This window comes from Scytonema sp. PRP1, assembly GCF_036697665.2.
Classification (GTDB): Bacteria; Cyanobacteriota; Cyanobacteriia; order Cyanobacteriales; family Nostocaceae; genus Kalymmatonema; species Kalymmatonema gypsitolerans.
Genome location: NZ_JBAHYJ020000058.1, coordinates 1 through 19240 on the forward strand (window position 1 = coordinate 1; position 19240 = coordinate 19240).

16 protein-coding genes and 4 pseudogenes are annotated in these 19240 nt (G+C 43.8%); 8 read left to right on the forward strand and 12 right to left on the reverse strand.

Features of this window, described 5'->3' with window-relative positions; all coding sequences use genetic code 11:
• Window positions 1–412 precede the first annotated feature (412 nt).
• Window positions 413–934, forward strand: a pseudogene (locus V5G28_RS11320) (RNA-guided endonuclease InsQ/TnpB family protein); the annotation flags it as partial.
• A 45-nt stretch (window positions 935–979) separates the two neighbouring features.
• Here V5G28_RS11320 and V5G28_RS11325 read toward each other — a convergent pair.
• On the reverse strand, window positions 980–1468 hold the full coding sequence (locus V5G28_RS11325) for an anthrone oxygenase family protein (RefSeq protein WP_332996841.1): 489 nt from the start codon (window positions 1466–1468) through the stop codon (window positions 980–982).
• 501 nt (window positions 1469–1969) lie between these two features.
• On the opposite strand from V5G28_RS11325, the gene V5G28_RS11330 reads away from it, so the two are divergent.
• Entirely contained in the window at window positions 1970–3835 is a 1866-nt protein-coding gene (locus V5G28_RS11330) for a nucleotide pyrophosphatase/phosphodiesterase family protein (protein ID WP_336230401.1), read from the forward strand.
• Window positions 3836–3960: 125 nt separating this feature from the next.
• On the opposite strand, the gene V5G28_RS11335 is transcribed toward V5G28_RS11330, so the two are convergent.
• Entirely contained in the window at window positions 3961–4209 is a 249-nt protein-coding gene (locus V5G28_RS11335) for a DUF7219 family protein (RefSeq protein ID WP_332996845.1), read from the reverse strand.
• 284 nt (window positions 4210–4493) lie between these two features.
• On the opposite strand from V5G28_RS11335, the gene V5G28_RS11340 reads away from it, so the two are divergent.
• Complete coding sequence (locus V5G28_RS11340; protein ID WP_332996847.1) at window positions 4494–5633, forward strand: trypsin-like serine protease; 1140 nt, start codon at window positions 4494–4496, stop codon at window positions 5631–5633.
• Between the two features lie 195 nt (window positions 5634–5828).
• Window positions 5829–6026: pseudogene (locus V5G28_RS11345) on the forward strand (catalase-related domain-containing protein); the annotation flags it as partial.
• Here the strand turns inward: V5G28_RS11345 and V5G28_RS11350 are convergent.
• Entirely contained in the window at window positions 6023–6268 is a 246-nt protein-coding gene (locus tag V5G28_RS11350) for a hypothetical protein (RefSeq protein ID WP_332996849.1), read from the reverse strand. The pseudogene V5G28_RS11345 and the gene V5G28_RS11350 overlap by 4 nt on opposite strands.
• A gap of 284 nt (window positions 6269–6552) precedes the next feature.
• Between V5G28_RS11350 and V5G28_RS11355 the strand changes: the two genes are divergently transcribed.
• Window positions 6553–6903 carry a hypothetical protein gene (locus tag V5G28_RS11355; protein WP_332996851.1) on the forward strand — a complete coding sequence of 117 codons (351 nt, stop codon included), beginning with the start codon at window positions 6553–6555 and terminating at the stop codon, window positions 6901–6903.
• A 92-nt stretch (window positions 6904–6995) separates the two neighbouring features.
• Here the strand turns inward: V5G28_RS11355 and V5G28_RS36650 are convergent.
• The 3 genes and pseudogenes from V5G28_RS36650 to V5G28_RS11365 form a co-directional block, all read right to left on the reverse strand.
• Window positions 6996–7310, reverse strand: a pseudogene (locus tag V5G28_RS36650) (REP-associated tyrosine transposase); the annotation flags it as partial.
• Between the two features lie 124 nt (window positions 7311–7434).
• The gene (locus V5G28_RS11360) at window positions 7435–7758 is read right to left on the reverse strand and encodes an RloB family protein (RefSeq protein WP_332996870.1); all 324 of its coding nucleotides are present in this window, start codon (window positions 7756–7758) and stop codon (window positions 7435–7437) included.
• On the reverse strand, window positions 7739–9022 hold the full coding sequence (locus tag V5G28_RS11365; protein WP_332996852.1) for an AAA family ATPase: 1284 nt from the start codon (window positions 9020–9022) through the stop codon (window positions 7739–7741). Before V5G28_RS11365 ends, V5G28_RS11360 begins: the two co-directional genes overlap by 20 nt.
• 203 nt (window positions 9023–9225) lie before the next feature.
• Here V5G28_RS11365 and V5G28_RS11370 point away from each other — a divergent pair, with 203 nt between their 5' ends.
• Both V5G28_RS11370 and V5G28_RS11375 read left to right on the forward strand, forming a co-directional pair.
• Complete coding sequence (locus tag V5G28_RS11370; RefSeq protein ID WP_332996854.1) at window positions 9226–10983, forward strand: DUF4209 domain-containing protein; 1758 nt, start codon at window positions 9226–9228, stop codon at window positions 10981–10983.
• Between the two features lie 227 nt (window positions 10984–11210).
• Entirely contained in the window at window positions 11211–11456 is a 246-nt protein-coding gene (locus V5G28_RS11375) for a hypothetical protein (RefSeq protein ID WP_332996856.1), read from the forward strand.
• A gap of 165 nt (window positions 11457–11621) precedes the next feature.
• On the opposite strand, the gene V5G28_RS11380 is transcribed toward V5G28_RS11375, so the two are convergent.
• The 6 genes from V5G28_RS11380 to V5G28_RS11405 form a co-directional block, all read right to left on the reverse strand.
• On the reverse strand, window positions 11622–12536 hold the full coding sequence (locus V5G28_RS11380) for a class I SAM-dependent methyltransferase (protein ID WP_332996858.1): 915 nt from the start codon (window positions 12534–12536) through the stop codon (window positions 11622–11624).
• Window positions 12537–12783: 247 nt separating this feature from the next.
• Window positions 12784–13746 (reverse strand): aldo/keto reductase, encoded by a 963-nt coding sequence (locus tag V5G28_RS11385; protein WP_332996861.1) that lies wholly within the window; start codon window positions 13744–13746, stop codon window positions 12784–12786.
• 691 nt (window positions 13747–14437) lie between these two features.
• The gene (gene coaBC / locus V5G28_RS11390) at window positions 14438–15637 is read right to left on the reverse strand and encodes a bifunctional phosphopantothenoylcysteine decarboxylase/phosphopantothenate--cysteine ligase CoaBC (protein WP_332996864.1); all 1200 of its coding nucleotides are present in this window, start codon (window positions 15635–15637) and stop codon (window positions 14438–14440) included.
• Complete coding sequence (isiD, locus tag V5G28_RS11395) at window positions 15638–15850, reverse strand: protein IsiD (RefSeq protein WP_017318487.1); 213 nt, start codon at window positions 15848–15850, stop codon at window positions 15638–15640.
• Window positions 15851–16038: 188 nt separating this feature from the next.
• The gene (locus V5G28_RS11400; protein ID WP_332996868.1) at window positions 16039–16671 is read right to left on the reverse strand and encodes an alpha/beta hydrolase; all 633 of its coding nucleotides are present in this window, start codon (window positions 16669–16671) and stop codon (window positions 16039–16041) included.
• Between the two features lie 625 nt (window positions 16672–17296).
• Window positions 17297–18214, reverse strand: a complete 918-nt coding sequence (locus tag V5G28_RS11405) for a macrolide 2'-phosphotransferase (protein WP_336230407.1) — start codon at window positions 18212–18214, stop codon at window positions 17297–17299.
• 258 nt (window positions 18215–18472) lie between these two features.
• Here V5G28_RS11405 and purH point away from each other — a divergent pair.
• Window positions 18473–19240, forward strand: a pseudogene (purH, locus tag V5G28_RS11410) (bifunctional phosphoribosylaminoimidazolecarboxamide formyltransferase/IMP cyclohydrolase); the annotation flags it as partial.

Genomic DNA, 19240 nt, shown 5'->3' on the forward strand with positions numbered 1-19240 from the left:
GATACGTATCGGCAGACAATGATTGATTTTAGAATTTAGATGTTTGGCGTTAAATTTCTTGCAAAAATCCGGTTTAAGAGTATTTGGAACCGCAGATACACGCCACGCAGTTAATTTATCTGTGCGCATCTGTGTTGATCTGTGGTTTAACAGCACTGAGTGTCTTCACAGCAGCCAAGATCGTCTTCACTTTCTGAACAAGAATGATGCAAGTCTGGGTGGTTTATTTTGATCTTGTTCATGCCACCACTCTTTGAAGTTCTCAAGCATGAAACCATGATTTTTCGCTGCATACAAAAAATATGATATGTGATGCACAAATGCTGGGATTTCAATGACCTCTTGATTTTCCTTAAAGCGATTAAAGCGTTTATCTAAGAAACATAGCCGAAAAGTTAAATGTTCCCAAAATCGGAAAAAGTCAGCTTTTCAATTAGCAAGACTACATCGTCGCATTAAAAACCAACGACGAGATTTTTTGCATAAAACTTCGACACAACTGGCAAAAACCAAGTCAGTGATTGTCATCGAAAACCTCAACATTAAAGGAATGCTAAAAAATCATTCTCTAGCGCGTCACATTATTGATGCCGGTTGGGGGGAATTTAGGCGGATGCTGGAATATAAAGCAGCGTGGTATGGTTCGCGAGTTGAATTAGCACCACGATTTTTTGCTTCCAGTAAGACTTGCTCTTGTTGCGGTTATGTGATGGCAGAAATGCCATTAAATATACGTTGTTGGACTTGTCCAAATTGCCACACGACTCATGACCGTGATGTGAATGCCGCTAAGAATCTTTTAAATTTGAGTACCGCAAGTTCTGCGGGAATTAACGCCTGTGGAGATTCCTCTAATGGGATAGTGGTTGATGCCACTATTAGTTATGAGTCGCTGAAACAGGAAGCAACAAGTGGACGAGATATTTGTCCATAAATTGTGGAACGGTATCACACGTATTCATTATTGCTATTTCACCGCTCAGTTACAGAGTGTGATGGTAACTGCTGCTGCTGCCGCTAGTGCCGCTATTGTCCGAACGTGGTTCCAGAATGTCCAATTGCTAAGGTATCTAGCCCATAGGTTTGCGCCCTCTGTGCTGTCTGGTTTGGCGATCGCCAGCGCATCATTTAACGGCACATTGAACACGAGCGTCACCCCAACGGTGCCAATGAGATAGAGCAGGCTGCCGACAAGCAAGTAGGCAGCACCATGTTGATGCCACTTTAACACTGAGGAAACCGCTAGAAAGATGCAAGCCGCAGTCGTTCCGAAGAGCGCCACCATGAACAACGGATTGATCGCCGTGATATTAATGGATTGCATGGCGGCAATACCCTCCTTGGACGGGAGTCGTGTAAGGGCATTCATCACGAAAGTCGAGAAAGCAAAGAAGACGCCAGCCACTAGCCCACAACCTAGTGCCGAGAATAGCTTCAATGCGAAAAGCAAGTGATTTGTGGTTACCATAAAGCCTCCTGTAGATTACCGCCTCAATCCTATGCCGCCTACGCTACCCTTTTCTTTCGTTCTTACACTCATTTTGTAGTATATTGTAGTATTATAAGAGAACCCGATCATCTCATCAAGCAACAAGTGTTCAGTTTTGCTGCCAGATGCAGTACCTTGCCTTGGTACAGGCGAAATCGCAACTGTTGATGATGTAGTAGTTAGGTGTCAGTGCAGGTTTTGGGCGGCGTTCTTGTTGAATATGCACAGTACCTACGAAGTTTAGACCAAAGCTAAACTTCGTAGGTACTGTCAAACCAAGTAAAGGGATAGCACAACCGGAAGGGTTCTGGCGAACTTCTTAACCTGCTGCCACCCGACAAACATAAATTCACTTTCACTAGAAAATACGGTTAATAAGTCAAGTTATGACCTTTAAAAAACAGCCATTTGGTCTATATCCATAGGGTGAAATTTGACTGACTAGTAATACAATCTTGGTGTCCTCACATCCGGAAGTTTATGCAATTTTTTACACATGGTCGCCGCTGGTTATTCCTGACGCTTTTTGTCATTGCAGTTATTGCAGCGTGTACGGCAATGCCTGGAAAACGCGCTCAGCAAGCGATACAACACAGTATGGTCATTTTCGTTGCCGATGGGCTGCGTCCGACTTCGATAAATGCTACCGATACTCCAACTATGAACGAGATACGGGAACGAGGAGTCAAGTTTTCCAACAGTCACTCTTTATTTCCTACCTTCACCACCGCTAACGCTTCGGCGATCGCCACTGGTCACTACTTGGGCGATACAGGTGATTTTAGCAATACCATCCAAGTCAGCGCTCCGGTCAAAAGTGCCAAAAACAGCCTAGTCCCCTTCTTGGAAAACAATGCCGTTCTCAAGGAAGTTAACAAACAGTTTGGTGCTAACTTCCTCAACGAACAAACTCTGCTAGAAACCGCAAGAAAAGCAGGTTTCAGTACAGCGGCTGTCGGAAAAATCGGACCAGTTTTGATTCAAGATGTGACGTTGCAAAAGGGCGAACCAACGATCATTTTTGATGACGCCACCGGCACGCCGACGGAAATTTCTCTGAGTTCTGAAGTTACACAACTGCTTGCCAAAAACTCATTGCCAACAGCAACGCCATCGCGGGGAGAAAACGGTAATCATGGGGACAGCAAGACTCCAGGTACCAAAGTTGCAAATACAGTTCAGCAGCAATATTTTGCCGATGTCACGACTAAGGCAATCCTGCCACTTTTCAAGCAGCGGCAAAAACCCTTTGTGCTGGTTTTTTGGTCTCGTGATCCAGATGGTACACAGCACAACCACGGCGACAGCCTCAACCAACTCGTTCCTGGTATCAATGGTCCCACCGTCCAAGCAGCCCGCCAGAATGTTGACAAGAATCTGGCTCAAATTCGCACTGCATTAAGGGATTTGGGTTTGGAAGAGACGACAAATATATTCTTGACTGCCGACCACGGATTTTCGACTATTAGTAAGGAGAGCAAAACCAGTTATGCGGCAACACTTTCTTACCCGGATGTGCTAAAAGGTTTTTTACCAACTGGTTTTTTGGGAATAGACATAGCGCATGAATTAAAGCTATCTATGTTTGACCCAGATAAGAACAGTGCTCCACTTTATCCTAATAAAGGGCAGACTTCTAGAAACAGTATCATTGGTAAAGACCCCAGGAAACCAGATGTCATAGTTGCTGGTAATGGTGGTTCTGATTTGCTCTATCTGCCTAATGCTGCAAACAAAAAAGCCACTGCGAAAAAGATTGTAGATATGCTGCTAAAGCAAGACTACATCAGCGGCTTGTTTGTGGATGATTCTTTGGGAAAAATTCCTGGGACTTTATCATTAGAGGCGATCGCTCTTCGAGGAGCCGCACGGACTCCTAAACCATCTATCTTAGTAAACTTTCGCTCCTTTGACACAGGTTGCGGCAATCCCACAGCCTGTGGTGTGGAAATAGCAGATACAACGTTGCAGCAGGGACAAGGAATGCATGGAAGCTTTAGTCGTGCTGATACTTACAACACAATGGCAGCAATTGGACCTGACTTTAAACAGGATTATGAAGATGTGGCTCCCGTAAGTAACGCAGATGTAGCACCAACCTTGGCGAAGGTACTGAATCTAAAGTTGTCTCCTCAGGGTAAGCTTGTTGGTCGAGTGTTAAGTGAAGCGCTCCTCAGTGGACCTGATAACGTTCAGCATAAGTCTTTTACCCTGAAATCCCCATCTGCTGCTAATGGTTTGCAGACAATCCTCAAATATCAAACAGTAGGAAAAACTCGCTACTTTGATGTTGCTGGGTTTCCAGGTCGTACCCGGACTGTGATTAGAACTACATTATTTAATTAGGGTGCATTAATTCATATTTTGTTTAGCGATATGCCAGCATAAACACTTCGACCTACGTATAGACGATTTTCCACTCATATTCTAGGGTTTTCTGTTTCGGGACCAATTTGAATCCCCAGAGAACCCTAATTTTCTGTCTTGGAATCAATCCCCAGTGCAGCATAGCTGTGTGTTAACTGTTCCCAGAGCGCGTTTATCTGCTGGTAAGCGTCTTCTTGAGAGAGCTTTCCCAGAGTCTGTAAGTTGCAAATGTAGCCAACTCGTGTTGCAAATTCTTGTAAGTTAGCGTTGAATACCAGAGCCTCTGGCGTGAACTGACCGTGGTAACTTCGCTTCTGATAGAGAAAGGTATGTTTATCTATCTGCTCTTGCATAATCCACCTCTTGTCTATAAAATTCCTCTTCTTTGTATGCCAAAATAACGATAAAAACAAATATTCTTTTTTTTCATTTAATAAAAAAAAATTATTTGAATGATACTACTTAAGTAGTATCATTTATTGCACTCAATATAATACCAATATCTGAAAAATAAATTATGGTAAATTTTGGAGAATTTTCCGGTTTTGGGTGAAAGTTACCCTTATAGATTTGTAGTCTCGCGATTTGCGACACTACAAACCCAAAACAACCAAACCAAACGATGAGGCAGATGTGCATGGCAAGTTTGAAACATCAATCAATAGCCGTAGTTGGGGCGGTGCTTTCTACCTTGGGAACAGCAGAATTAGCAGGGGCAATAGTTACTGCTGGTGATCCACAAAATTACCAGGTTGCCCCTGGAAATTTCAGCGGTGTTGTATCAATAAATACTTCAGTTGATCTCTGCACTGGTTCCTTGTTAAAAGGGGGTTTACATATTCTCACAGCAGCCCACTGCATCACAGACAAAAATGGTAAATTTAATACCAGTATTTTGAATAAAACAAATGTAACTTTCAAATTGCCTACAGGTTCAGTCTCAATACCCGTTGTTGACTATTTTGTGCATCCTGGGTACGATAGTATTTTTTACAAAGGTAACGACATTGCTGTTTTGCGACTAAGTGCGCCAGCACCCAGCCAAGCTCAACAATATGACATTTATCGTGCTCAAGATGAAGTCGGTAAAATTTTCACGGAAGTAGGATACGGCTACATTGGTAGCGGAAACTTAGGAGAAAATACTCAGAGTAATCTTTCCCATCAAGGTTACTCTGCAATGAATAAGTTTGATGCCTTGGGTGATATTACTAGTCCACTGTTTCAGCAGCAAATTCCTGGATTTACAGGCATCATCCCTGGAAGTCAATTGTTGTTTGATTTCGATAGTGGCTTATCTGCGAATGATGCTTTTGGCACTCACTTTGGTATCAACGATTTGGGCTTGGGAACCAATGAAGGCAATATAGCTGGTGGTGATTCAGGTGGACCTGCATTTATTAATGATTTGGTTGCTGGTATTGCTTCCTACAGCTTTAGCGATGCATTTCTTTTCCCAAACGGGATCCACACAGATTTGGATAAGACAACCAACAGCAGTTTCGGTGAATTTACAGCAACAACACGGGTGTCTAATTATGCCCCATTTATTGATGATGCAATTGCTGGTAAGGTCGCCTCTGCTATACCTATTCAATCACGGTCAACGACAAACTCGTCAAGTGCGAAATTGCAAAGTGTTAAACTGCGGCAAGGTACAGACCAAACTCTAAAAACGATTCCAGAATCTACCTCTATACTCGGAATGTTAGCGTTTGGCACTGCTGTTTGTTTTCTTAGAAAGGGTCAAAAACGATTGGCGAGACGCAACTGTTAAGTAGCTTCCTTTCTTAAAAAATATCCAACTTTTTCTTGTGGATCGAGAGAAGTCTGAGGGTCCGTCTCCTCCGGAGTGCGTTCGCTCGTCACGGAGGAGACTCAGAACTTCGGGCATCCCGGAATGCCCAGTTTATAGGACGTTCCCCAAGCCCCGAAGTTCCGTAAGCGTTGCTCCTCCGCATTCTCTGAAGATGAGAAGAATCGTACAGCGCAAGCAATCGCAGGAGCGTTGAGTGGAGCACGGCAGGATATCCAAATGCGGCAACTGTGCCACTTCTTCCGGGCTGATATGGATTACGGTCGGCGCGTTGCTCAAGCGTTGAACATTGAGATTGACCCCGGTATGGTGCAACAGAACCAACAGAACAATCCTCAGCCTGTAACAGCCTAAATAATGGCGATGGCGCAGAGCGCCCGCCTCTTCGAGGCGATCGCCCGAACGACAACAATTTTTCCGTAAACTACGGTAAAACATTGGAAACAGGCGATGGGCAAAGCCTCGCCTTGTCCTGTCGGACACGCTTCGCGCCGAGAGAGCCTGTCCGCAGGACTTACGGGGATTCCCCTTTGGGCACTGCGCTCCGCGCAATCGCATTCCTGGACAGGCTTATTTGATTCATTTGTGTCATGCAACGAAATAGCTCAAGCCTGAAATGCTGCATACTAGCTAATTGATAATTTCTAATTACCACAATTAGCCAAGAAGAGTTTTAATACTTTTCGGTTAAATGGTAACCATCACCCCTACACATAACCGTAAGAGCGATCGCATAATAAAATTGTAAGAACAGGTGTACATAGCAGCAGTCACTTAGATAAACAGTATTTTAATCGGGGTTGCTCTGATTAAAACAGTTGCAGCCAGTCAGAGAAAATACTCGTATGATTTTTTAGCAAACGTGTAAGGATTACAGATAATGCAAGTTCTAAAAAGATCCATCAAACCAGAAATTTATATATCGTTCCTCCACATCTACCCAACCACTTGGGGGACTGCTGGTGATATCTGTTTAGTCCGTCAATCTGTAGCTAATTCAAGTGCATCGAAGTTCGTAGGTCACAAACTTCAACTAGCACTCCCAAAAGGCATAGAGCGCGATCGCTTAGTGGGCGTTCCGGTGATGAAAGTTGCAGGTCATGTGAGCGAGGGACATCCTAAAGATCCGCACTCCGAATGGGAGGTTTATGAAGGTGTAGATAGAGAAATAGCGATCGCGGCTTTAAAACCTTGGGGCTTCAAATTAATTGACTCTAATGCGGCAATCTGATCAAAGTCCCCACCGTCAGCGAACAGAACATATTTTTCAGGTCGCGTAGGATGCGTTAGCGCTAGCGTAACGCATCTATCAAACCAACTCCCTCACCCATCCTCAATATTTATTGCGATTTCCGGTGCTTGCATCTCTCCCCAATCTGCCGCATAAATGCCCTGTGCAACAAAGCGATGAAAACTGGAATATGCCCATTTACTAGGTGCAGAACACAATCCATGTTTAACTGGATTGTAATGGATGTAATCACAATGCTGGACAAAATCTGCCTCATCACGAATCCAATGCTCCCAGAATCGTCGCTGCCAGAGGTTGCTTTTCTGCCGCTTTTGCCGTGAGTCATTAATGCTGGCATCAATTGCTAAGGTGCTTGTTCTGTGTTTCGTAACGTAGGTTTTGATAAGGGTTTCAGCCTATATAGAAGAAGTCCAAACAGTACCTACTTGAGAGCGATCGGCTAATGGTGATTCGTGGAGTAAAACGTTGATGTCCCAGAAAGCTATTGCCTAGAGATTACTCAGAGTCTATTTACTGAATAAACTTGTTGAGTTCCTGAACTAACAAATGCACTGTTGTTGATGGATTGTCTTTGGCTGGAATGTGAGGATCATATTGTTTAATAAGATTTTCAGCATTTCTAATAGCAATAGATTGCTTCTCAAATAGCTCATCATAGATAGTTTCGCTATTCTTCTGATATGTCCGACCAAGTAAAGAAGTTAACTTTCTAAGATAATCACTTCGAGGGATACCAGTATTGAGAAATTCAAAATGCAGAACATACCATAGTTCAAACGCTTCATTAGAATAAGCGACTTTAAACCCTTGAGTGTCAATGAGAGTCGATGAGATGGTTCAAATTTCCGATATATGGAATGGCACCATATCTACCTTTAATATAATCACTCTCAAATGACGCATCGTTACGTATTTTGTATTCTCCTAAAGAGTACAAATCGGTTGCACCATATCTATTCTTTTCAACAAACCAAATCTGATCCCTACGAAAAAGCTTATTGCTCAGCAAATTGGTATCGTGAGTCATGAATATTAACTGAGCATTACTTGGATTCGTTTCGTTGGAATTAAATAATTCAACAATTGCACGGCTGATCAAAGGATGAATTCTAGCATCGAATTCATCAATTATGAGAACTTTACCATCTTTCAGTGTGTTAACAAGAGGTCCTGCCAAAGCAAAGACTTTTTGAGTTCCCTCAGACTCTTGCTCATCTAAATTAAACAGAGCTATAGATACATAATTTCCTTTTTCATCAAATTTTTGGTGCATGGTTTGAATCGATGTTGCTTTTGTTCCCCCATTTTTTAGAATAAAGTTCTTTATTTCATCTGGTAGATCATTAGGTAAAGAATCAACAGTAACTTCACTTTCTTCTACCTTGACATCGGCAAATCCCAAATCTAATTTTTTGAGCAACTGAATAATTTCATTTTTATTTTTGTTATTCATTAAACAATTAACTGTGTATTTACGATAACCTCTATCATCTAAACCAGAGACAAGCTTGACTCTATTTGTCAGCCAATCCAAGATTTTTTCTGCAAGCTTGACATTAAATTGAGCAGATACAGACAAGAAGAGGGCATTATGTCTTGTTTTCTGCTGAATACCATCAGCTTTATATGTTTTAGAAACACTAATATTGTCTAGCTTGCGCTCAAAAAGTTTAGTTTCTCTTGATTTAGGGACATAAAATAACCATTCAGAGACAACTTTGTCACGAGTTGCCTCGAATCCATATCTATATCTCTTGCCATTCATTAAAAATACTATTTCAAAAAAAGATGGTTTAGCTTCGGTTTCAGTGCTGAGCTTAAATGGCTCAACACCTATCTTTTCCGTGCTTTGAGTCTCTTTAGAAGAATTAATCATGAACCATCTCATGAAACCTAAAGCTTTAGTCAAGTTACTTTTACCACTAGCATTTGCACCGTATATTGCGGCGCTCTTAAGTAGTTTAAGATCATCATCTACTTCAAAAACATTGTTTTCATCGAGCTTTTTGTCTTTTGCGACAAGGTTAGCTGCCACCATGCTAAAGGTGACTTGCTCCTTAAACGATCTGTAGTTGCCGACACTAAATTCGATAAGCATAGCATCAAGTTTAGCCTTAAGACAGAAATATGTGAAAAAATCGCAATTTCCTGCCTTAAGGATAGCAATAATTGGGTGAAGATGCTAAAGTGTAAGACTGTATATTATAGTATATTTGTACTATTTTTGAGGTATGCGGCATAATAGACGCCTGCGCAGTGAGGGTCTGTCTAATAAGAGTTAAACCTATAAGTCTAGAGACTATGAATTCATCAAAGAAAACTTTAGAAAATAAACTCAGTGAACTCGAAACATTTTCTGGTATTTCCGAGCACGAAATTGAATCAGAATTAAGAAAATTGAGAGACGCTGATATCAAAGAAGCTCCCTGCCACGAATGGATATATGAACTATTGGCTTTTTCTTTTTCTGAGAACTACACAGATCAAAAAACTAGCTGGGGCACATATTTTGGACCAACGATGGTCAGGCAAACAGATGATGGAAAAATGATAGTAAGCCCGAGCATCCAACGGGTTGACGAAAAGGCAATTGCCTACTGGAATCAAAGGTCTCAATCAACGAATAATCCTCTTTTACAAGCGCGATATGCAGGATTAGTATGGGATCTATCCGAAAAAACGACTGGTAAAAAGCCTCATTATTCTGCGGCGGTTAGATGTTGTGAAGCACTTCTTAAAATCGCTGAAGATAAAATCCATAAGTATAATGTTGACGTTATTCAAAAACTTGAACGTGCTTTGTTTATCGCTACTTCATTGAAAAATCAAAAGCTAATCGAGAACGCCAAACAAACAATTCTAAATTATGAACGTTTTGTCGCCGAAGACTCTAAGCCAGGTCTATGGGGATTTAGTTTTGACCTACTTGTTGGTAACGGGAAAGTTAATCTTTCTGGCGAGGAGGAGAAAGAGATAGTTGATACCCTCGAAGCTAGATTGCAAAGACTTAAGAACGGTAAACCTCGGGTATGTGAATATGCTGCCGAACGACTAGCTCGCTATTACCGAGCAAAAGGTTTGGAAGAAGAGTGCTCTCGTGTCATCAGAACCTTGGGGTGTACTTTTGAAAGCGCTGCTAATAATGCAGCACCGTTGGCTGCATCTTCTTGGCTGGAGCATATGCATCATGTTTATATACAGTTCAACCTCGCAAATGATGCGGAGCGTGTTGCGCGAACTATCCGAGAACTTGGTCTAAAAGTACGGGATGATATGAAAGCAGTATCCCATGAAATGGAGATTTCTCGTGATGAATTCGAAGCCTACGTTGAGCAAATGTTAGATGGTGATCTTGAGCAAGCGCTTGCACGTATCGTCATCCGATATATTCCTCGACGTGGGGAGATTGAGAACCAACTATACGATCTTGCAAAACAAGCTCCACTTAGTTTTCTATTCGCAAAGCAGATAACGGATCACCAAGGACGAGTGGTTGCAGCGGTAGGTTCCCTAGAAGATGACTTAGATGGGAATGTGGTAAACCAAATGTCTCAAAATATGGCTAGCTCTGTAATATTTCTAAGTTCAGTTTTAGATGAAGCAATAAGAAAATTTAGTCTCAATTGTGAGGGAATAGTTAATTATCTATTTCAAGCACCAATTTTCACTTCTAATCAAAAGGTATTCTTGTCAAAAGGTATTCAAGCATACCTGGAAAAAGATTACATGATAGCTGTTCACTTGCTTATTCCACAGATTGAAGCAGCAGTAAGAAACCTTGTGGAAATGTCTGGTGGTGCAGTTCTAAAGCGTGGACGTGGAGGTGGATTTCATGTTCGAACACTTGATGAGATTCTTCGAAGTGAACAAGTAATCCAATCATTGGACGAAGATGGATCTCTCTATTTCCGAGTAGTTCTGACAGATCAGCGAGGCTGGAATATCCGAAACGATGTTTGCCACGGGTTGTCTTTGCAAGATCACTTTTCAAAAGGTGTTGCTGATAGGCTCATTCATATCCTTCTTGTATTGGCACAATTAAGGATAAGAGAGGTCTAACAAGTCTGTGTAGCAGACAGCCAAAAGCCCCTACTGCTGAGTTTGAGAATATCTGCCGACATTCAGTTACACCGTTAGCGCGATCACCAATGCCGTTTTTGCTAACAGCGATCGCACCAGAGGATCGTTCATTGGCTGGAACGTACGCACTGGTTCAACTGAAATACTTGGTTAAAAAGTTGTATCGGTTAGGATAGAAGAAAACTGCTTTCGCACAACCATTGATTATGCTGCGAGAAAAGCTCAAGCAAGAACTAGACAAGCTAAACGAGGAGCAACTCAAGAAGATTGCTGATTTTATTGCTTTTATTGAGTTTCAAGCTAAGCAAGTCGAATCATCTACTCCTTTGTGGCAAAGCATAACCCCAGTGGAACGGGCTAAGGAATTTCGCGAGTGGGTTTCTCAGCTTCCTAAAACCAACCTGAGCCTTTCTGATGAAGCCTTCAGCCGCGAAAGCATTTATGAGGAATGACCAAATACCTGCTTGATACCACTGACACAAATTTTTTTAACCTAAACTTCAGCTTTAGAACTCAGCACCAAAATCTTTATACCGTCCGCTACAACACGATTGTTCTGCCGTGACTTATGACTTGTTGCTGAAGAGCAGTGGGGTAGCCAATAACAAGCTGAAGCTTTATGCAAGAGTGAGCGCAAAGATGGGTGTTGCTGCAAGCAGTTCTCTGGCATAATCTAAATTAATTTTTAGTGCAGACACAGACTCCAATTGGTTGGTTACCTCCAACATACTGAACGTTTCAACCTGAAATCCTTGCGCCCCAGCAAATTGTTTTGCATGATCAAGATCTTCAAAAGCGTTGTCCGTAAACCGTCGCTCCGTTGAACTAGAAATGTTCTGATTTACCTGTCGCAAGCCTGAGTCATTCTGTAGCATCCGTCTTGCTTCCTTTGTGGTGAAATCGGAGGTAATCCATACTCCACCATAGGTTTGTAGAATCTCTCGCACGTTGGCGCATACCTGTTGCTTTTCAGGAAACGTCAGGTACATCAGCAAGCCTTCACATAAGACAGTCACAGGTAAGACTTGCTGAAAATAATCGCTTAGGGCGTGAGAATTCAAATTGTCAGTGGCATTAATCGCTAAAAAGTGTAAGTTGGAGCGTGAACCTACTATCTGTTTAACTAATTGCTGTTTCTGTTGAATCATGTCCGGCAAATCACTTTCAATGAAAATGACTTCTGGATTTTGCGATAAAATCATGCCCCGTGGCAGCAAACCAGATGCAAGTTCGAGGATTTGCCTCCCTGAAAATTGTGCCCTAACTTGTTCGATCGCTTTGTATCGCGCTTCAATCAGAGCTGCCACAACGACGGGTTGCTCCTGCCCCTGACTCTCAAACTGCCTTGCGATCTCCTGTGCACGAGTCACTTGGGCAATTTCTCTAGCATAAGGAATGTCACTAAATTGCCGAACATACGCAACTAGGAGTGCTGTTGGACTAATTTTGTCAAAATCACTGACTGAAGAAGTAGACATAATATGCTGTGTTTGGCTGTTTTCCAAATTTACCGTTTGCGGTTGAACTGGCATTGGGTAAGTCCTGCAGACAAGCTGCACCAACACGAACGCAAGTGCGTGCGCCTCTGGCGCTCACTGTGCGCTTTGCGCTTACGGGCGATCGCTCTTAAGAGAAACGTTAGTGCAATAGCACCAAGTGCCGACTGCCAGAGGTGATTGCAAAGGAGCGCAGTGGGAAGACAGCCCAATCGCCAATCTCATAGACTACATTAGCTCTTACGTAACACATCACATCAATCAATGCGATCTTCTCTGTTGCTCATGTTGGCATCAATTGCTGGATACGCTGTGGTTCCTCTCCAAGCCAATCCGGATTTTGGGCAGTGCTGTCGAAAATTGATGAGGTTTTAAATGGCTCAAACTCTCCGCGTGATGCAGCTTCTGCCGTTTTTGCTAATAATGCTTGCACCTGCTGCTCGTTCATTGGCTGGAACGTCCGCACTGCTTCAAACGCTTGATCAAGAATCTCCATACTGTCAATTCCCGTAATTACAACTGATGTGGGCAGATTAAGGGCATAGTGTAGACACTCAATTGGCGTTACAGTATTTGACCGTAAAAGAATACCGTTTGCCAAGCTTTTCATCCCCAGAACGCCGATGTTTTGTTTGACCAGTTCTGGCAGAACCAGCTTTGCGAAGCTCCGGTAGTGTGCATCCATCACATTCAGCGGCATCTGCACTGTATCAAACTTAAACCCGCGATCGCCTGCAACTTCAAGCATATGCAGATGAACATAGGGGTCTTTGTGCCCGGTGAAGCCAATGTATCGGAGCTTACCAGCTTCCCGCGCCTCAATGAAAGCGGCATTCGCCCCTTCTTCGTCGAAAACTCGATACGGATCTTCGTGTCGGAGGATTTCATGGTGCTGAACGAGATCGATGTAATCTACTTGCAAGCGTTGAAGTGATTCGTCTATCTGTCTTGCTGCTTCTTTCTTGGATCGACCGTCGATTTTCGTCATCAGGAATACTTTATCTCGGTAGCCATCGCGGAGCGCTTTTCCCATGCGAATCTCGCTCACCCCATCGTTGTAATCCCAACTGTTATCCATAAAGGTGATGCCACGATCAATCGCTGTACGAACAATACGTATGCCCAGTTGCTCATCAACGTACTTCAAGGCGATGTGCCAACCACCCAGTCCGATCGCGGAAACCCTCTCTCCTGTACTACCGAGAACTCGGTATAGCATTTCTGAATTTGACGTACTTTCTGACATCTTTTCTCCTTGTATGCCAGCTATTGCTTTAGTACATATAGCTGTGAGCCAATTCAAACACAAGGAAAAGTTTACAGAATCTTCCTCAGGACTTACGCAAAAATAGCCAAAAAGCTTAATTTATCGTTCGCGTAGCGTGCCGCAGGCATACCGCCAAGACGAGCCAGCGCTGCAGGAGGTGAGACCAGCGCTGCAGGAGGGTCTCCCGACCTAGGCGACTGGCGTTCGCGTAGCGTGCCGAAGGCATACCCGAAGGGGTTTCCCTCGTGCCGGCTCTGCCGAAAGGGTTTCCCGCGCCCTGGTGACTGGTGAGTCCAGTCCTGTGCCTCCTAAAGGAGGAGCTTCGCTAACGCGAAGCGTGCCCGAAGGGCTTAGGCGGGTTTCCCAACCTAGGGAACTGGCGTGCCTCCTAAAGGAGGAGCTTCGCTAACACCGAAGGTGTGCCGTTCGCGTAGCGTCTCCGTCAGGAGAAGGCATACCCGAAGGGCGTTGGTTTCCCGACAGCAGGCGACTGGCGTCGCCAAGGACGCCAAGAATTCGTAGAGTGTGCGTAAGTTCTATTCCTAAAGACACACTAGATCTGGCTGTAGCATTGGGGATTGGGGATTGGGGATTGGGGATTGAGGACTTGCAGACTGTTCCCCAGTCTCAAGTCCCAAGTCCCCAGTCCCCGTTAACCGTACTACTTTATTTATTTGCCCAACAAATCAAAAATATGATGAGCCATTTGTAATTTGGAACAAGGGGGAATTTCTATCTTTTGTCCTTGCTTATCCAAAAATATGGCTTGATTATTATCACTGCCAAAACCGCTATTTGGTTCATCTATAGGATTAGCAACAATGGCATCCAGATTTTTTCTCTGTAATTTCTCTAATGCTGGTGTGACAATATCTCCTGTCTGTGCAGCAAACCCAATTAAACGCTGATGCGGTTGTTTGAGTTGTGCCAATTCGGCAACGATATCTGGTACAGGTTCTAGGGGTAAGGCTTGCGGCAGCGATTTTTTTGCCAACTTCTCGTTACTATACTCCCGTGGCTTCACATCCGCTACTGCTGCCGACATAACTATCACATCTGCACTCGCTAAATTCTGCACCATGCTGGTTCGCATTTCTTCGGCACTCACAACAGGAATTGCTTGCACACCCAAAGGGACATCCCAACTCGCTGGAGTGTGTACCAATGTCACGCTTGCTCCTCGGTGCAGTGCTGCTTGTGCTAAAGCTAACCCCATTTTCCCTGTGGAAGGATTGCCGATAAACCTGACTGGATCAAGATGCTCTCGCGTTCCTCCAGCACTAATCAACACCCGCTTACCTAGCAAATCTCTCTTACCTGCTGTATGTAACAACGATTGAACATAAGCAATAATTTCCAGGGGTTCTGCCATCCTACCAGCACCGACGCGATCGCACGCCAACAAACCCGATGCCGTATTCATACCATGAAAACGCTTATCTGTCAATAGCTGTTGCCAATTGCGCTGCACCGCCTGCTGTTCCCACATATCGGTGTTCATTGCTGGCGCTAGCAGCACGGGACAAGTCGAAGCCAAAACAGTATTTGTGAGCAAATTGTCAGCCATACCGTAGGCTAACTTTGCTAATGTATTTGCTGTTAGAGGTGCAATAACAATTAAATCTGCCCACTCACCTAAGTCAATATGCAATGGACGCGAGTGAGTTGGTTGCCAAAAATTTTCATCTGTATAAGCTGGATGGCGGGAAAGCGTCGCCAGAGTTAAAAGCGTAATAAATTCTTGTGCCGAACGCGTGAGAACGACTCTTACTTCCACTCCCATTTTAAACAAAGTGGAAACAACCTCACAGATTTTATAGGCGGCGATACCGCCGCCTACTGCAATTAGAACCCGTCTACTAGGCAACATTTACGCCTCATCGTAGGGTTCCAAATCCAAAAGGTGGATGTATGGTTCAACTAACTCTGGACGCTGAAACGCGATCGCTCGCAGTAAATGCCAATCATTCAAACCCTCAAAAGCATTACTGTAATTATCTTGCTCCAGACGTACAGCTAACATTTCCACCTCTTGTGGAGTCATGACAGCAATTTCTGTCTTAGAAATGCTTAGAGTTTTCATTATCCTCGCCCCTCCCTTTTGCAGTCGCATCCAGCATGGGTTGAGTTGCGTTGAGCGCACCCACCCAATATATATTACTCACTTGCAAGCAATAATTTCGTGAAATTTTTCCGGATTTCTATCGAACTGTGTAAAATTTTTGCAACTCAGACTAAATAATGTTTAAACAAAAGACAGATTCTTAGTATTTATGCATTGGCAACAACAAAATTCCTTAACAACTCTAGCATTTCGGGTCGAATTTCATGACCCATATCAAACTCATAGTATTGTACCGTAGCCCCCAAAGATTCAAGAGTTTCCCGTGCTAAAACAGCTGCTTGCAATGGCACAACTGTATCTTGTCTACCATGCATGATTAAAACGGGTGGTAGAGACGGCAAATTTTGGGTTTCTACATTTCCTGCACCCGGATGTAAATATCCGCTCAAAGAAACTAAACCAGCGAAGGGTAACTTTAATCCTATATCCAAAGTCATAGCCCCACCTTGAGAAAATCCGCTCAAAATTGTCCGCGATAAAGGCACACCAGTGCTACTCTCTAAAGATTGCAACCAATCTGTTAGCAGTTGCCGACTTTCTGTTAACCCTTGATACATATTTTCCATCGTGAGGTCATACCATGCCCTACCAATAGCAGAATAGGGATACGGAAAAGGTGCATTGGGAAACAGGAACTGATAATCCGGCAAATTAAAATAGGGCAACAAATATGCCACATCTTTAGCATTTGCACCCCAACCGTGCAAAATCACAATTAAACCCTTTGGTGGTTGGTTTGTTTTTGGAGGTACGCTAATAAAATCTAGAGTATGAGTCATGAGTCATGAGTCCTTAGTCATTAGTCCTTAGTCATTCATCACAGAACACATGACTAGGGACAAAGGACAGTCAATCATAAAAACTATGGAATGACAAGATAAAAAATTTTGCACCTACTCAATTCTCATGTAGCGACTTGTTATAGCACCGCAACTACCGACGCAGTTAATAAACCTCTCATGCGTTCCGATATCGAGGAGGACAATGACTTCACTCTTCGTTTCCGTGTCTTGTTCAATGGAGAAGACAAGACGGCAATCATAGCCCTTCTGTCCGCTGCTACACGGTAGTTAAGTGGCGTTTTGCTGCTACTTCTACCGAAGAGGAAGAAACCTTACTTGCCCTTGCCATTCTCCCTCAAGACTACACTCAGCAATCAGTATAATCTCCTCAATGGCTAGACGCCCACAACATTCACATGCGACCGGGATCCGGCTCCCCCACAAACTGTCTTTAAGCAACGCCTTCATTGATAACTTAGGCAGTATAACGTTCCTGGTCAGGGGCTGTCAAAATCTTGGCAGTCAACTCAAGTCGCTTTGATCAGTCCGCTGCACCAGAGTTGTTCTGGGGCTGTTGGAGACTTTGAGGTTTGATATTTTGAGCGATTGTCGGCAAATCAAATTACTCCGAGTCACTCACTCCAAGCGATTGCCTAGCCATCTGTTTGTATTCATCCAAGTCCGACTTCAGCGCAAATTCGGCAATTGCTATGGGATAAGAAGCAGCCAGTTCAGTTACGTGTTCTGCCATCTCCGGCCAAATGCGCCCGCCCACCTTGGCGTATGCCGAGATCAGCGTATTGAGAGCGTCTTCACCAAACGTACGGTAATGGGCGACAAAATCAATCGCTGGGTCGGTGACGGCTGCTTCAGTCCAGTCAATAAAGCCGGTCACCTGTGCCTGTGTATCAATAAGGATATGTCCAGCATGTAAATCACCATGAGTTAACACCGTCTCTTTCGGCCAAATTGCATCTCTTTGGAGCCAGAATTGCCAACGGTTCCACAACTCTTCACCAACACCAAACTCGCTCTTCACTGCATCCATCCTCTGCTTCATCGCAGTACGCGCCTCATCGGCGGTTTCAACGGGAAGACCTACTGCGCGTGCTTTCTCGATGCTAACTTGATGAAGAGAAACCATACCCTTAGCCAGCGATTCATGGAATTGATCGGGCACATTAGCTGCGTCAATTTCCCACACATAGGCTTTTGCTTCTGAATCAATCGTGCCCGCCGGCACACCGTTTAATGCCCTATAAGCGATGAGTTCATTTGTGGAAACAGTCCATATCGGCACTTCCACAGTTAGAAGAGGAGCAATCAGCTCCAGCGTGCGTTTTTCCTTGTCCACCAACGGCAGAACATCCTCCCGCCTAGGAAGACGCAGAACCCAGCGTTCTCCATCAGCGTCCGTTGCCAACACGACTTGAAAGTCAAGACCCGATTCATTAAATTGCAGTGAATCTTCTTGGATGGTCAAACTATGCTTGTGGGCTAGCTCAAGCACTTCTTGCTTTGATTTTGTCTTTTTGATCATGTCTTTTATCACTGTGCATCAAGAATGCCGCGTGCAGCCACACAACTATTTATTATACGGAAGATTTCCGTATAATTATCTTCGTTGATGGCAATCTATAAGCATTACAGCCACTCTTTCTCCTGATCTACAGTATTTTTCTACATAACGTCTTCACGCCAAGCACCCGTTCAAGCCACTTTGCATCTACGTGCCTTAGCGGTTTATACAATAGACATTTGCACTAATTGTAAATACACCAAAGGAAGCTTGGGAAATATGGCGCGTCTAGCACTGCTGAGTGTATCTAATAAAACAGGATTAATCGATTTTGCTCGTAGTCTCGTAGAAGAATTTGACTTTGAATTAATTAGCAGTGGGGGGACAGCCAAAGCTCTCAAAGATGCGGGACTACCAGTGAGAAAAGTAGCTGATTACACAGGTTCTCCAGAAATTCTAGGTGGTCGGGTCAAAACGCTGCATCCTCGAATTCATGGCGGCATTTTAGCACGGCGGGATGTCCCTGAAGATGTAGCAGATTTGGAAAATAACCAAATTCGCCCGATTGATTTGGTCGTGGTGAATCTTTATCCTTTTGAAGAAACGATTGCCAAACAAGGCGTGACTTTATCTGAGGCGATCGAGCAAATTGATATTGGTGGTCCTGCTATGCTCAGGGCTGCTTCAAAAAACTTTGCCCATCTGACAATTTTATGTGATCCGGCGCAGTATGAAGAATATTTACAGGAAATGCGCCGCTCAAGTGGCGAACCATCCGTAAAGTTTCGCCAAAGGTGTGCCTTAAAAGGATTCTTGCATACTTCGAGCTATGACCAGGCAATAGCAGCATACTTGAGCAATAACCTTTCCTCCGCCAGCGGAGAAGGGGAAGTACCGCAACAATACACCCTATCTGGAAAACAACTACAATCGCTCCGTTACGGCGAAAATCCCCATCAAAGTGCAGCTTGGTATCAAACGGGTACCACCCCAGCTGGATGGGCAGCTGCTACTAAACTTCAAGGCAAAGAACTCAGTTACAATAAT

Bases quoted from the DNA above. Each gene is read 5' to 3' on its own strand.
- V5G28_RS11325 (WP_332996841.1), bottom strand. From the start codon at position 1,468: ATGGTAACCACAAATCACTTGCTTTTCGCATTGAAGCTATTCTCGGCA.
- V5G28_RS11330 (WP_336230401.1), top strand. From the start codon at position 1,970: ATGCAATTTTTTACACATGGTCGCCGCTGGTTATTCCTGACGCTTTTT.
- V5G28_RS11335 (WP_332996845.1), bottom strand. From the start codon at position 4,209: ATGCAAGAGCAGATAGATAAACATACCTTTCTCTATCAGAAGCGAAGT.
- V5G28_RS11340 (WP_332996847.1), top strand. From the start codon at position 4,494: ATGGCAAGTTTGAAACATCAATCAATAGCCGTAGTTGGGGCGGTGCTT.
- V5G28_RS11355 (WP_332996851.1), top strand. From the start codon at position 6,553: ATGCAAGTTCTAAAAAGATCCATCAAACCAGAAATTTATATATCGTTC.
- V5G28_RS11365 (WP_332996852.1), bottom strand. From the start codon at position 9,022: ATGCTTATCGAATTTAGTGTCGGCAACTACAGATCGTTTAAGGAGCAA.
- V5G28_RS11370 (WP_332996854.1), top strand. From the start codon at position 9,226: ATGAATTCATCAAAGAAAACTTTAGAAAATAAACTCAGTGAACTCGAA.
- V5G28_RS11375 (WP_332996856.1), top strand. From the start codon at position 11,211: ATGCTGCGAGAAAAGCTCAAGCAAGAACTAGACAAGCTAAACGAGGAG.
- V5G28_RS11380 (WP_332996858.1), bottom strand. From the start codon at position 12,536: ATGCCAGTTCAACCGCAAACGGTAAATTTGGAAAACAGCCAAACACAG.
- V5G28_RS11385 (WP_332996861.1), bottom strand. From the start codon at position 13,746: ATGTCAGAAAGTACGTCAAATTCAGAAATGCTATACCGAGTTCTCGGT.
- coaBC (WP_332996864.1), bottom strand. From the start codon at position 15,637: ATGTTGCCTAGTAGACGGGTTCTAATTGCAGTAGGCGGCGGTATCGCC.
- isiD (WP_017318487.1), bottom strand. From the start codon at position 15,850: ATGAAAACTCTAAGCATTTCTAAGACAGAAATTGCTGTCATGACTCCA.
- V5G28_RS11400 (WP_332996868.1), bottom strand. From the start codon at position 16,671: ATGACTCATACTCTAGATTTTATTAGCGTACCTCCAAAAACAAACCAA.
- V5G28_RS11405 (WP_336230407.1), bottom strand. From the start codon at position 18,214: ATGATCAAAAAGACAAAATCAAAGCAAGAAGTGCTTGAGCTAGCCCAC.